Raw genomic sequence first — 12997 nt, 5'->3', positions numbered from 1 at the left:
ATATCTTTGGTGCCTGGTGGAGGCATAAAAAAACGCCTCAAGGCGAGCCTTGAGGCGTTTTGATATTCATGGTCGGAGCGACAGGATTCGAACCTGCGACCTCTGCAACCCCATTGCAGCGCGCTACCAAGCTGCGCCACGCTCCGAATGTTGTCAGGCGTAATGCCTTGAGAACGGAGCGTATCCTACACCACTGTTTAAAAAAAGAAAAGAGGTGTCGTTGTCCTTTTGCAGCTTGTCCCATAATCAATGACGTAGGAAAATAACAACAACGTCATGACAGAAACAGGAGAGGGTGGATATGCCGCTATTGTTTGGCTTTTCCGGACTGCTTGTATGTCAGTTCCTGGGAGAGCTGCTTGTCAAGACTACACATCTTCCGGTGCCTGGGCCCGTCGCCGGCATGGTGATCATGCTGGTGGCGCTGATGATCATCGGACGCGTGCCGGACAGCGTCAGACTGGCGTCGGAAGGGCTGTTGAAGTATCTGACATTATTGTATGTGCCGGCCGGGGTAGGAGTGATGGTGCACTTTGGCCTGATTGGCAACAACTTCGCGGCCATCGCTGCAACGCTGGTTGTTTCGACCATTGTGACCCAGCTGGCCACGCTTTATTGCCTGGCCTGGATGAAACGTCGCAACGGGCAGCAGTTTCAGCAGGAGGAAGAGGCATGACCCTCGGCGCACTTGACCAGCTATGGGTATATCTTACCTCCGAACCCTTGTTGAACCTGTTACTGACGCTACTGGCCTATATGGTGGGGGTGTATGCCAATCGCTGGTCAAAGGGGTTTGTTCTTTTTCACCCCGTGATTGTGGCGACAACCCTGATTGTCAGTGTGCTGCTTTATACGCAAACTTCCTACGCGCGTTATTTTGAAGGTGCCCAGTTCATTCATTTTCTTCTGGGGCCTGCTACGGTGGCACTGGCGATCCCGCTTTATGATCACCTGGCCAAGGTGCGTGCCATGTTGTTGCCCATTCTTGGAGCCTGTCTGGTGGGGATTCTGGTATCTGCCATGACGACCCTCGGTATCGCCTTTTTGATGGGGGCGCCGCACGAAATACTGATGACGCTGGCGCCGCGCTCCGTGACTACCCCCATTGCAATGGGCATTGCCAATGAACTGGGGGGGATACCTTCTCTGGCGGCAGGGCTGGTACTTATCACCGGCGCCATCGGGTCGGCGACAGGTCCACTGCTGTTCAGGCTGGCCGGCATGAAGGACCCTACGGTGCAGGGGTTTACCATGGGACTGTCGGCGCATGGCTTCGGCACTGCCCACAGCTTTGCTACACTCGGACCATTGGCAGGGGCCTTTGCTGGTCTGGCCATGGGGCTTACCGGCCTGATGACTGCTTTCGTGCTGCCCTTTGTTCTTCATCTGTCAGGGCTTTCCTGATCTGTCTTTTCTGGAGTGTGATGTGAGCCAATTGAATGTGACGCTGGTGCAGCCTGATTTGCACTGGGAAGATCCGGCGGCCAATCGAGCGAGTCTGGGGAAACTTCTTTCCAGCGTGGAAACTACCGACATCGTTGTACTGCCGGAGATGTTTGCCACCGGGTTCACCATGAATTCAAGGGAAATGGCCGAGCCCATGGCCGAGAGCACTACGGTATCCTGGATGCAGGACCAGGCCCGTCGACTGGGGGCTGTCATTACAGGGAGCGTGGCTATCGAGGATGATGGTGAATGCTTTAATCGCATGATATGGGCCACGCCCGAGGGTGAGCTTGTCTGGTATGACAAGCGTCATTTATTCCGTATGGCTGGTGAACACGAGCGTTATGGCATGGGCAGGGCGCCTGTCATTGTTGAGCGTAATGGTTTTCGAATCATGCTGAGCGTGTGTTATGACCTGCGCTTTCCTGTCTGGCTTCGTAATAATCCGGTGCATTATGACCTGCTGCTGTGTGTGGCCAACTGGCCGGCCGTTCGCCGTCATGCCTGGCGCACATTGTTGCAGGCCCGTGCCATTGAAAACCTGAGCTATGTGGTGGGCGTGAACCGCGTGGGTGATGATGCAAAGGGGCAGGCATACAGTGGGGATTCGCTGGCCATTGACTTCAAGGGCGAGTTGCTGCTGGACCCGCCTCAGCATCAGGCCTTTGTCGAATCGATCACGTTCAGGCGTGATGAGCTTGAAGCCTTTCGTGCAGGCTTTCCTGCCTGGCAGGACGCGGATACCTTCTCGATGTAAGATATAGTGCAGTTGGCCTTGTGCGGAAAAGCGGTGCGTGCATCGCTTTTTTTAATGGGATGGTCGCTATTTGACGGCCTGGCTCAGCAGTACCCTTGCGTAGGCGTCCAGGAAGCGACCATGGGCCTCGGTAGGTCGGCAGGGATCCATGACGTCAAGGTCAGGAAATACAGTGACGCCATCAAGAAGTTCTTCAGCCTCTTCCACCAGCGCTTCGCCGTGATAGCTGTTCAGTGCCGCGCGGTAAGCCTCCAGAGAGCCGGCATTCAGATTCAGTTCCAGCACATCCTGCAGCGCGCGCAGTCGCCCCTTGTCTGTCGGCATAAGCGCCGAGGTAGCAAGGATATCGCGAATATATTTCAGTCCTTCCTTCTGGTAACCCAGTGCCAGTGCCAGCCATAGCTTGAGCTCTCCTGTCCTGAGTCTTTCCCAGGCAGTACCGGGGTCTGCAATGATGCCGGCCCAGTCAAGAACCGGCCGCTGATCGCTGATATCGGCAGTTTCAAGATCCTCAAGAAAGGCATGCCATGCCGATCGGGGGGCGCCTGGCAGGTTGAACAGCGTTGCCCGATGAGCAAGGATAAGGCGATGATGTCCTTTCGCGACATGGTCTGGTGGTTCAACGTCCGATATGCCCGGTGCAATGATGCGACAGGTATATATGCCAAGATGGGTACTTTCAAGAATATACACATCGGTGCCTTCCTGATGAATCAGTGTCATCAGGTCGCGGCACCGTGCTGAATCATCACGATCGTCGTTCCAGTCTACAAAGGGGGTATCCGGTGTGTCAGACAGAAGTGCCCAGCTCAGGTGGCCATCGGCCGGTATAACGTGCCGTTTCATATTGTCTGTCAGGATGCTCTGATCCGAAACGGAACCGGGTGCAGGAAAGCCATCGAGCTGTTCGATTCTTCGGCCCTCAAGCAGGCCGGTCAGGGTTCGTTCCAGCGCAATCTCCATGCAGGGGTGGGCTGCAAAGGCAGCGCACAGTCCTCCGTCATTGGGGTTTTGCAGAGCGAGACACATGACGGGATACCGACCGCCCAGTGAGCCATCCAGTACTCGGGGCGTTAATCCGGCAGCTCTCAGTGCATCAATACCGGCGCTGATATTCGGGTAGCGATTGATAACCTCATCGGGCACTGCGGGCAGGGTCATTGACTCGCGAAGAATGCGTGCCTTGATGGTGTGCTCCAGTATTTCCGACATTGCCTGAATCTGGGCTTCTTCACGGCTGTTACCGGATGCCATGCCGATCGATTCGAACTGATGTGCAAGAAGGCTGACAGGGAACCAGATCCTGTGGCCATCGCGCTGGCGAATGAAGGGCAGCATGCAGATGCCTCGGCCAATATCACCGTGGCTATCCACTAGTGCCATCAGGCTAATGTGGCGATGCGGGTTATACGTTGCCCGGCAGGGTGGGTCCATCAGTTGCTCGGGCCATGTCTGATCATCGCGGTCTACCGAAAGCCACCGTTCATCCGGTTGATGAATATAATCGAAGTGCTCAAGGACAGGGGTCAGGTAGGTATGAGCCCACAGGTAACGGGTAGAAAGCCGCTCCAGCAGTTCGCCACAGGCACTGGCCAGGGCAGCATTGCGCGTGCTGCCGCGCCCACTGGCTGCTATCTGCGGGCAGTGGGCATCCTGAATCCTGACCGACCAGGCATGTGGTATGGGGTTCAGCCAGTGAGTTTCCTCCACGGCGAACCCGAGAGACCGGAGGGCCTGCTGCATTGATGCGATGGCCTGCTCAAGCGCGCTATCCTTTCCGGTAGCGAAGGTTTGCGTCATATCGTCCCCGTTCAACAGGTGACCACCGGCACTGTTCTGCCGCTAATCTAGCATGCATTCAACAGGGTTATAGGACGAATAACGGGCCTTTCGGCCCGTTAAAAAACGCTCAGCGAAGTGACAGTGTCTGGCCGGGATGCAATACGTCGGCGGTAGACAGGTTGTTGATGGTGGCCAGCTGGCGAGTAGTCAGGCCATGCTGTGACGCGATCGAAGACAGGGTGTCCCCACGGCTGACGATGACTCGGGCTTGTGGAGTTGTCGGAGCGGCGCTTGCCAGCATCTGATCAACATGACCGGGGACCAGCAGGGTCTGGCCGGCCCTCAGGCGGCTGGAGGTAAGATTGTTGCGCGCCTTGATGATATGCAGGGGTGCATTGTAGCGTCGGGCGATGACCGACAGCGCGTCCCCGGGTTTTACGGTGTAGCGCTGCCAGGTATCACGCTCCGAGGCCGGAAGGCTGGCCAGAGCCTGTTCAAATGCAGCCTTGCGATGAACCGGTATAAGTAGCGGACCATTGTTTGCCGGCCGAGTAGCCCAGCGGCGATATCCCGGATTGAGGGCGCGAATCTCTTCCAGTGAGGTGCCTGCCAGGCGCGCGGCCAGTTCCAGATCCAGTTGGCCATGCGTTCGAACCTCGGCAAAGGTCTTCTTGTCCGGGATGGTATTGATCGACATGCCATATCTTGCTGGATGGGCAATGATGGCCGAAAGCGCCAGCAGTTTTGGCACGTAATCCATGGTTTCTGCCGGCAGATGCAGATGCCAGTAGTCAGTAGGCCGGCTTCTGGCGGCTGCCAGGGCCTGGGCCCGATTGACGGTTCCGGCACCTGCGTTATATGCCGCCAGAGCCAGTAGCCAGTCACCGTCATACCAGCGGGTGCGCTGTTTGTCGAGATAGCCCAGGGCGGCGCTGGTGGCGCTGACTACATCCTTGCGGCCGTCATACCACCAGGTGCGGTCGAGGCCCATTTCATCGCCGGTTACCGGCATGAATTGCCACATCCCGGTTGCCCCGCTGTAAGGGTGCCTGGCTGTCGGGTTATAGGCGCTTTCGATAAAGGGCAGCAGGGCAATTTCGGCGGGAATATTTCGATTTTCTACCTGAAGGGTCACAAAACGAAGCCATGGGCGGGCCTGCTCGACGGTGTGCTCCAGATGCCTTGGGTGAGCCTGGTACCATTCAATCCAGGCGCGAACACGTGGGTTGCTGGTGTCATGCGCCAGTGTCATGCCTGATCGGAGACGTTCCCAGACGGAGTGATATGCGGTTTTCTGCAGCGTCAGGCTGTTATAAAAGGAGCGGGCGGCAGGCGCATCTGCACGCGCCTGAAGGCACACACCGCCAAGGGATGTGGCCAGAACCAGTGCCCCCGTCAGGCAGCGCACAAATCGGTGCGGTCGCGGGGTGATCATGTTGTATGTTTTCCTTGCTGCAGCACGGCTCCACGTTACGAGCCATTTGTGGTTATAAAACCGTGCCGGCGATCAAAAATTATTTTTCCATTGCCGCATGGTGGCAAAGGTGGTCAATGAATCTGTGGCAGTGCCCTGAGTAGCGACAGCGCGTTGTACTTCCGGGCGGTGAACCCTTAAAAATGGATTGATGGCCTTTTCCCGTCCGATCGTGCTGGGTAGTGTCGGGCGACCGTGCTCCCGCTCCCGCTCACAGGTTGCCTGATAGGCTTCAAGCGCGGCATTGTCCGGGTCTGCTGCCCGGGCGAATGCCACGTTGGCACGGGTGTACTCATGCCCGGCAAATACCAGGGTATCGTCATCCAGAGCGGCCAGCCGCTGAAGAGCCTTGTGCATCTGCTCCGGGCTGCCTTCAAACAGTCGCCCACACCCGGCACAGAACAGAGTGTCGCCACAAAAAAGAAGGCCGGGCGTGCCCGCCGCCAGAAAACTGAGGTGGTCAAGGGTATGGCCAGGCGTGGCCATGACGTCGAATACCCGTCCCAGAAGGCGGACGGTATCACCGTCGCTTACCGTTCTTGTCAGGTGGGTAATGCTGGAATCGGCCGGGCCGATGATGTTCGGGCCATAGCGGTCGGCCAGTGTGGCCAGTCCGCCGGTGTGATCCTTGTGATGGTGTGTTACCAGGATCGTATCAAGCACCAGGCCGTGGGCTTCTATATACTCGATTACCGGGTCGGCGTCGCCCGGGTCGACCACGGCGATGCGGGCGTCATTATCCTGCTGTAAAATCCAGATATAATTATCCTGGAAAGCGGGAAGCGGTTTCACGGTCAACATGAAAGCCTCAATAGTGGTTATGCGCGTTGATAACAGTGGAAATAACTACCTGAAATGAGCGTCAACCTTGCGGTGGAGCGCGTCATATGTCAAATCTTGAGTATCTGGTACGTCCTTCAGGCCCCTGGCCTGAGGGTACCATTGAAGCGAGGTCGTTCTGGGCCGGCGTCACCGGGCAGCACCTGTTGAAGAATCAGCGTGCAGTTCTTGGTCCACGACTTGAATCCCTGCGTGGACAGCGGGCCCTTGAGCTGTCCTGCGTGCCCATCTTTCCTGCTGCCCATGTCATGAATCAAGTGATCCACTGGGCTCCTTCCGTTTCTCAGGCATCATCACTGTCAACCCTGGTCTGTTCGCCGTCGGCACTCCCCCTTGAAGATGAAGCCATGGACCTTGTCGTGGTGCACCATCTACTTGAGATGACTGATGAGCCGCATGCCGTGTTGCGTGAAGCCACTCGAGTCACTTCCGATTCCGGTCGCCTTTTTCTACTGGGCTGGTGTCCCTCTGGTGTGCGGTGGTGGAAGGCACGATTGAAGGGACGCCAGCGTGCGGTCATGAGTCCTGCACGTGGGCGCAGTGTGCAGCAACTGACTGACTGGCTGGCATTCGTCGACTTCAGGGTGGAGCAGGTGCATTACTGCAACTTTTCCCCTTCGCTAAGACAGCGCGGCCGCCTTGAAACGGTCGGGCGACGCTATAATTGCCCGCTGGGCGCCGATACGCTCATCATTGAAGCGTGCCGACAGAGCGTTCCCGTACGGCCGATTCCGGTACGTGACCGGATGCGCACCTGGTTGCCATCATCTCTTTCCGGCGCGGGTACCCGGCTGGCGCGTAATGATCAGCGCCGTATTGTCCGGGAGCGATGACCACGCTGAACCGGTTTCAACGTGTTAGACTTTTCGCCGTTTTTATCTGGCCCCCTGGGCCGCAGTACAGCAGGAAACATGATAGTGAGTCAGCAGTCTCGAGTAGTGATTTATACCGACGGTGGTTGCCGGGGTAACCCCGGCCCAGGCGGCTGGGGTGCCGTACTGCAGGCCGGAGAGCATCAGAAATGTCTTAAGGGCGGCGAGCTGATGACGACCAATAACCGCATGGAGCTTACGGCGGCCATCATGGCGCTCAAGGCACTGAATCGGCCGTGCCGAATCGATCTATGGACTGACTCCCAGTACGTTCGAAAGGGCATCACCGAGTGGATTCATGGCTGGATCAAAAAGGGGTGGAAAACCGCGGCCAGACAGCCGGTCAAGAACGCCGAGCTCTGGCAGGCGCTGCTGGCCGAATGCGAGCGTCATGAGGTCGAGTGGCACTGGGTCAAGGGACACAGTGGCCACCCCGGTAATGAGCGAGCCGATTCGCTGGCCAATGAGGCCATGGATAATCTTGAGGATCGCAGTTCCTGACAGGGGCGCATCCCCGTTTGTATTGAAAATGCTGTAATTCATGGAGGCGCGCCATGGCGGGTAGAAGTATTGTGCTTGATACCGAGACGACCGGTATTGATCCAAGGGAAGGGCACCGGCTGGTCGAGATCGGTGCGGTTGAAGTGGTTAACCGTCGTTTTACCGGGCGGGTCTATCACCAGTACATCAATCCCGAGCGTCATATCGATGACGAGGTCATTGCCATCCACGGTATTGATAATGCACGTGTAGCCAATGAGCCGGCCTTTCGTGGCATTGCAGATGAGTTCTGGGAGTTTATCAAGGGCGCCGAGCTGATTATCCATAATGCGGCGTTTGACGTAGGTTTCATCGATCATGAATTCAGCCTTCTCAATCAGGAGCGCGGTGCGCCGGAGCTGGGGCCGGTAAAGGATCACTGCACGATTCTTGATACTCTGAAGATGGCGCGTGATCGTCATCCCGGTCAGCGCAATAACCTTGATGCATTGTGCAAGCGCTATGACGTGAACAATGCGCACCGAGAACTTCACGGTGCTCTTCTTGATGCTGAAATACTGGCAGATGTTTATCTGGCCATGACCGGTGGGCAGACAGCACTTCTGTTGGCAGATCAGGAAGCGGAAAGCAGTAATACCCAGCCCGGTAGTACAGTTCAGGACGCGGGTCGGATTCAGCAGGATCGAGCGGCGTTGCGGGTAGTGCGGCCAAGCGAGGATGAGTGGCAGGCCCACGCGGAAAAACTTGCCAGGATTCGTGGTGCCTCGGGCCAATGCCTGTGGGACGCATTGACTGAATCCGGTCAGGGAGCCGGGGATGTTTGAGCGAACACTGGTGGGTATTGACCGCGTACGCAGGGGTCAATTGATTCGCATGAATGACCAGGGGGTGGCACCGGGTGATGATGGTGTCATCAGTTACGATGTGCGGTGGCCTGATGGTGCAGTGGCTCTGGGGTACTGGAACGGTGAGCCGATTGCCGTTGCCATGGATGATCAGCCCGAGGCGGCAGCGTGGATGTCAGCGCGTGAATGGCTGGGGCAGTTGCCTGTAGTACAGACTGAGGTACTGTCCACGGCGCTTCAGGTCATGACCTGGCGTCGTGACCACCGATACTGCGGCCGCTGCGGTAGCGCAATGCGCCGCAAGCAGACTGAATTTGCCATGGTGTGTCCGAGCTGTCGGCTGACGAGCTTTCCGCGTATATCACCCTGTATCATCACTCTGGTAACACACGGCCGGGATCTGCTGCTGGCCCGAAGCCCGCGCTTTGCTCCCGGACGCTTCAGTACCCTGGCGGGTTTCATTGAAGCCGGCGAATCCGTTGAAGCTGCGGTGCGGCGTGAGGTAATGGAAGAAGTCGGTGTGAGCATCGGTCGCGTCCGCTACTTCAAAAGCCAGTCCTGGCCCTTTCCTCACTCACTGATGATGGGGTTTTATGCGGAGGCGGCTTCCAGGGACATTACCATCGATGGCGTGGAAATCGAGGCGGCGGACTGGTTCAGTCCGGAATACCTTCCCGGACTGCCACCGTCGTTTTCCATTGCTCATTCCCTGATCGACAATTTCCTGAAGGGGGTCGCGCCCTCCGGTTAAGGTCTGATTACTTGATGGTTTTGAACAGCCGCTTCAGGCGCGTGGCTACCATCCAGTCACCTTCTGCCTTGATATCGCCCATCATCATGGCAGTGGTGCCACTGACCTCGCCGTTGAAAATACGCTCTAACGTGGCGCTGTCCGTAATGAAGGTGATGTCGGGTTCGGGATGACGGTACTGATCAAACTGCATTGTGCCGTCGTCAATGAGCAGGGTGTAGGTCTTCTCATCAGTGAGATCGAACACAAACACGTTGCGAATACCCCTGGCCGCTCGGGGGTTGAAATGGTTTTCCAGTCTTTCGCGGATGCTTTCGATCAGTGAATGCATGCGTGTATCCTTTGGTATCCCGACAGATGGGTCCGTCAAGCCGGCTCATTTTTTCAATGCGTTTCAGAACGCACCCCGATCAGCATGGGACAAAACATGAACTGGTTATCCGAATTTGGTTTATTTGTTGCCGAGGCGCTCACTATTGTGGCTGCCATTGGTGCTGTCATTGCCCTTGTCGTTCGGGCACGTGGCCAGGCTGCGCCATCACGCCAAAGCATGAAGATTCGTGATCGACAGGAGTATTATCGCCAGTATCGTGAACAACTGGAGGACGCTCGTCTCGAAAAGGGCGCACGTGCGGCTGTTCGCAAGGCCAGAGAAAAAACGCGCGCTCAGACGTTGAAAAAAAGTCGCAAGGCGGCCAGAAAATCCGGTTCAGAGCCGACAGGCCCGACACTCTGGGTGCTGGATTTTCATGGTGACATCCGGGCATCGCGCGAGTCGGCCTTCAGCCAGGAAATTACGGCGCTGCTTCCACTGCTGACTCCTGATGATGAGGTGCTGGTAAGGCTTGAGTCTGGAGGAGGGTTGGTACATTCCTATGGGCTGGCGTCGGCCCAGATGGATCGGCTAAAGGCTTCCGGGGCCAGGCTGACGGTCAGCGTTGACAAGGTGGCTGCCAGTGGCGGGTATATGATGGCCTGCTGTGCGGATCATCTCATGGCAGCGCCCTTTGCCGTGATTGGCTCGATCGGTGTAGTGGCACAGATTCCCAATTTTCATCGTCTGCTCAAGAAAAATGATGTGGATGTCGAGGTGTTGACCGCGGGCCGGCACAAGCGAACCTTGACGCTTCTGGGCGAAAATACCGAAGAGGGTCGAGAGAAGTTTCTTGAAGACCTGAGCAAGACGCATGAGTTGTTCAAGACGCACGTTGCCGCCCGTCGACCTCGGCTGGACATGGACCAGGTGGCTGAAGGGGATGTCTGGTATGGAACCCAGGCAGTCAAACTTGGTCTGGTAGATGAAGTATTGACCAGTGACGATTACCTGCAGCGCCGCGCCGAGGAGGCAAGGATTCTTGAAGTGCAGCTGGTCACCAGGAAATCAGCGCTGGCACGGCTGGGTAAAAGTGCCAGTATATTGGTCGACAAGGGGATGGATCGTCGTGTGCAGCAGGATATGGAACAACGCTGGAATCGCATGTAGTCCATTTAACAGGCAGGAAAATTGACCTGTACGAAAAAGCCGGCCAGTGCCGGCTTTTTTACGTTCAGTGACCCAGTGCCATCAATATGTTAACGCTGCAGGGTACCGAGCGTGCTCAGTACGGCCTTGGCATGCTCGCCCTTCAGTGAGTAAAAGATGGTCTGTGACGCACGACGGGTGCTGACCAGTCCTTCGCGACGGAGCACGGCAAGGTGCTGTGACAGCGCGGACTGACTGAGTTCCAGTCGCGTATTGAGTTCGGAAACGGATTGCTCACCTTCTTTCAGCAGGCAGAGAATACGAAGGCGATTTTCGTTGGCCATGGCCTTGAGAATCGGCGTGGCTTCGGTGATGACCATTTCATATTCGGCAGTATTGGTATTGGCGGTATCGTATAAGCTCATGAGACATCCTTAGTCTGTTTATAAAATCAATAAGAGGATGATCATTTAAAACTGCCTCATTGTTCAAATGCCGAATTAAACGTTTTTTCATCGTTTTCAACGGAAGTGCTTGTACAAAGGCTCTACAGTGCGGCTTGTGTTTGTCACCTGACCACTCTAAACGTTAGACTTTCGCTACTTTCAGGGGTTCCCTCACCCCCTTTATGTCAAAAAAGGATATGAAATGCTGGTGTCTTCAACGCCGGGAACACGACTTTTAAACGGATTGGTTCTGGCTCATCTTGCAGTTATCTGCCTTAGTAACGTCCTTGTTCAGCACCCGGTAACGTTAATGGGGTGGCATACTACCTGGGGTGCTTTCAGCTTCCCGCTGATTTTTGTTCTAACGGATCTGACCGTTCGGCTGACCGGGCAGCGGCTGGCCTATAGGGTTATCTGGCGCGCCATGCTGCCGGCATTGTTTCTGTCCTGCCTGCTGTCCACCCTGTTTCAGCCAGGGCACTGGACTCCGGAACGGCTGCTTGATATTTCATGGGTCAGTATTCGGGTCGCCTTTGCAAGCTTTGGTGCTTACGTGTGCGGTCAGATGCTGGATGCCGGGCTGTTTGGCCGGCTCCGGCGGCGAGGGCATGCCATGCTGGCGCCTTTGCTGTCGACGGTATTCGGGAATCTGCTTGATACCTTCGTATTCTTTACCATTGCCTTTTGGGGCAGCAGCGATCCGTTCATGGCGACACACTGGGTTGAAATTGCCTGGGTGGACTACGTCATCAAGCTGGTGATCAGCGGCCTGTTGTTTCTGCCGTTGTATGGTATTTGTTTAATGCTGCTTACGCGCCTTGTCAGGCCCGGTATGCCTGACACCGCATGATGGCTGATGCTCCCTTCAAGGATTATTGAATGTCTAGTCGTATTACGCTTCGCCAGCTGCATGTGTTCGTGGCTGTGGCGCGCTCCGGGTCCGTCAGTGCAGCCGCGCGCGAACTGGGTCTGTCACAGTCGGCAACAAGCCAGGCACTGACTGAATTCGAGCGTCAGCTGGGGGTAAGCGTTGCCGAACGGTTGGGTCGACGTCTCGAGTTGAATGCGGTGGGGCAGCGTCTTCTGTCCCGCGCTGAACAGTTACTGGATGACGTGGATCTGTTTGAAAGCGAGGCACGTGAGCCGGATGGCCCCTTGAGCGGTGAGTTGCGTCTATCGGCCAGTGCGACGGTGGGCAGCTATCTGATGCCGAGTATCATCGGTGGATTCACAGCGCGCTATCCTGATGTTCGGCTCGATCTAAAACTGCGCAATACGTATGAGGTCATTGATAGCGTCCGTCGCTTTGAAGCCGATCTGGGGCTCATTGAGGGCATTTGTCATCATCGCGAACTGATCAGTGTGCCCTGGCAGGAAGACAGGCTGGTTATTATTGCCGCCCCGGATCACCCGCTTGCTGCTACTCCCAACGTCAGTGCTCAGGCCCTTTCTGATGCCGACTGGGTTTTGCGTGAGGAAGGTTCCGGGACCAGAGCGGTTTTTGAAGCAGCCATTCATGACCGGCTTGGTCGACTCAATATTCGTCTCGAGCTGGGCCAGCACGAAGCAATCAAGCAGGCGGTACGTGCCGGTCTGGGGCTGGGATGCCTATCGGAGCTGGCTGTCAGGGAGGAGCTTGAGCAGGGCACGCTGGTGGAGCTGTGTCTTGACGGACTGTCACTGAAACGCCATTTCTATATGGTATGGCATGCCAGCCGCTATCGTAGTCCGGTGTGGCAGGCCTTCAAGGTACATCTTGACGAGATTGACCACGCCGGTCGCGCGCCTTTTTCACCGCCTTATACTGCCGGGAGCTAACCT

15 protein-coding genes and 1 tRNA gene are annotated in these 12997 nt (G+C 56.4%); 10 read left to right on the top strand and 6 right to left on the bottom strand.

From position 1 onward, the window contains the following. Positions 1-69 precede the first annotated feature (69 nt). Positions 70-146 (bottom strand) — tRNA-Pro (locus OQ287_RS04710). A 155-nt stretch (positions 147-301) separates the two neighbouring features. Here OQ287_RS04710 and OQ287_RS04705 point away from each other — a divergent pair. Genes OQ287_RS04705 through OQ287_RS04695 form a run of 3 tightly spaced genes read left to right on the top strand, consistent with a single transcriptional unit; the run spans position 302 to position 2203 of the window. Next, the gene (locus tag OQ287_RS04705) at positions 302-676 is read left to right on the top strand and encodes a CidA/LrgA family protein (RefSeq protein ID WP_250937155.1); all 375 of its coding nucleotides are present in this window, start codon (positions 302-304) and stop codon (positions 674-676) included. Continuing rightward, positions 673-1404, top strand: a complete 732-nt coding sequence (locus OQ287_RS04700; RefSeq protein WP_250937154.1) for an LrgB family protein — start codon at positions 673-675, stop codon at positions 1402-1404. Before OQ287_RS04705 ends, OQ287_RS04700 begins: the two co-directional genes overlap by 4 nt. 22 nt (positions 1405-1426) lie before the next feature. Next, positions 1427-2203, top strand: coding sequence for an amidohydrolase (locus OQ287_RS04695; protein WP_250937153.1), 777 nt, complete (start codon positions 1427-1429; stop codon positions 2201-2203). 66 nt (positions 2204-2269) lie between these two features. Here the strand turns inward: OQ287_RS04695 and OQ287_RS04690 are convergent, their stop codons facing one another. The 3 genes from OQ287_RS04690 to gloB all read right to left on the bottom strand — a co-directional run bounded on the left by OQ287_RS04690 (position 2270) and on the right by gloB (position 6260). After that, the gene (locus OQ287_RS04690; RefSeq protein WP_250937150.1) at positions 2270-4003 is read right to left on the bottom strand and encodes a YcaO-like family protein; all 1734 of its coding nucleotides are present in this window, start codon (positions 4001-4003) and stop codon (positions 2270-2272) included. Positions 4004-4112: 109 nt separating this feature from the next. Then, positions 4113-5420, bottom strand: coding sequence for a LysM peptidoglycan-binding domain-containing protein (locus tag OQ287_RS04685; RefSeq protein WP_250937147.1), 1308 nt, complete (start codon positions 5418-5420; stop codon positions 4113-4115). A gap of 72 nt (positions 5421-5492) precedes the next feature. After that, positions 5493-6260 carry a hydroxyacylglutathione hydrolase gene (gene gloB, locus OQ287_RS04680; protein WP_250937144.1) on the bottom strand — a complete coding sequence of 256 codons (768 nt, stop codon included), beginning with the start codon at positions 6258-6260 and terminating at the stop codon, positions 5493-5495. Between the two features lie 86 nt (positions 6261-6346). On the opposite strand from gloB, the gene OQ287_RS04675 reads away from it, so the two are divergent. The 4 genes from OQ287_RS04675 (at position 6347) to nudC (ending at position 9268) form a co-directional block, all read left to right on the top strand. Further along, positions 6347-7132, top strand: coding sequence for a methyltransferase domain-containing protein (locus tag OQ287_RS04675; protein WP_250937133.1), 786 nt, complete (start codon positions 6347-6349; stop codon positions 7130-7132). A gap of 84 nt (positions 7133-7216) precedes the next feature. After that, a complete protein-coding gene (rnhA, locus tag OQ287_RS04670) occupies positions 7217-7672 on the top strand; it encodes a ribonuclease HI (protein ID WP_250937132.1) in 456 nt (151 codons plus the stop codon). A 53-nt stretch (positions 7673-7725) separates the two neighbouring features. Then, positions 7726-8496, top strand: a complete 771-nt coding sequence (gene dnaQ / locus OQ287_RS04665; RefSeq protein ID WP_250937123.1) for a DNA polymerase III subunit epsilon — start codon at positions 7726-7728, stop codon at positions 8494-8496. Next, positions 8489-9268 carry an NAD(+) diphosphatase gene (nudC, locus tag OQ287_RS04660; RefSeq protein WP_250937121.1) on the top strand — a complete coding sequence of 260 codons (780 nt, stop codon included), beginning with the start codon at positions 8489-8491 and terminating at the stop codon, positions 9266-9268. Before dnaQ ends, nudC begins: the two co-directional genes overlap by 8 nt. Before the next feature lie 7 nt (positions 9269-9275). Here the strand turns inward: nudC and OQ287_RS04655 are convergent, their stop codons facing one another. Further along, on the bottom strand, positions 9276-9599 hold the full coding sequence (locus OQ287_RS04655; protein WP_250937118.1) for an SCP2 sterol-binding domain-containing protein: 324 nt from the start codon (positions 9597-9599) through the stop codon (positions 9276-9278). A 96-nt stretch (positions 9600-9695) separates the two neighbouring features. On the opposite strand from OQ287_RS04655, the gene sohB reads away from it, so the two are divergent. Continuing rightward, positions 9696-10751: a protease SohB gene (sohB, locus tag OQ287_RS04650; RefSeq protein ID WP_250937116.1), complete on the top strand. Its 1056-nt coding sequence runs from the start codon at positions 9696-9698 to the stop codon at positions 10749-10751. An 89-nt stretch (positions 10752-10840) separates the two neighbouring features. Here the strand turns inward: sohB and OQ287_RS04645 are convergent, their stop codons facing one another. Then, the gene (locus tag OQ287_RS04645) at positions 10841-11155 is read right to left on the bottom strand and encodes an ArsR/SmtB family transcription factor (protein ID WP_250937113.1); all 315 of its coding nucleotides are present in this window, start codon (positions 11153-11155) and stop codon (positions 10841-10843) included. Positions 11156-11378: 223 nt separating this feature from the next. Between OQ287_RS04645 and OQ287_RS04640 the strand changes: the two genes are divergently transcribed. Further along, entirely contained in the window at positions 11379-12026 is a 648-nt protein-coding gene (locus OQ287_RS04640) for a 7-cyano-7-deazaguanine/7-aminomethyl-7-deazaguanine transporter (protein ID WP_250937110.1), read from the top strand. Positions 12027-12055: 29 nt separating this feature from the next. Then, the gene (locus OQ287_RS04635) at positions 12056-12994 is read left to right on the top strand and encodes a LysR family transcriptional regulator (RefSeq protein ID WP_250937107.1); all 939 of its coding nucleotides are present in this window, start codon (positions 12056-12058) and stop codon (positions 12992-12994) included. Positions 12995-12997 lie beyond the last annotated feature (3 nt).

It is taken from the genome of Larsenimonas rhizosphaerae, from assembly GCF_026240105.1.
Lineage (GTDB): Bacteria > Pseudomonadota > Gammaproteobacteria > Pseudomonadales > Halomonadaceae > Larsenimonas > Larsenimonas rhizosphaerae.
This window is presented reverse-complemented; position numbering and strand designations above follow the sequence as displayed.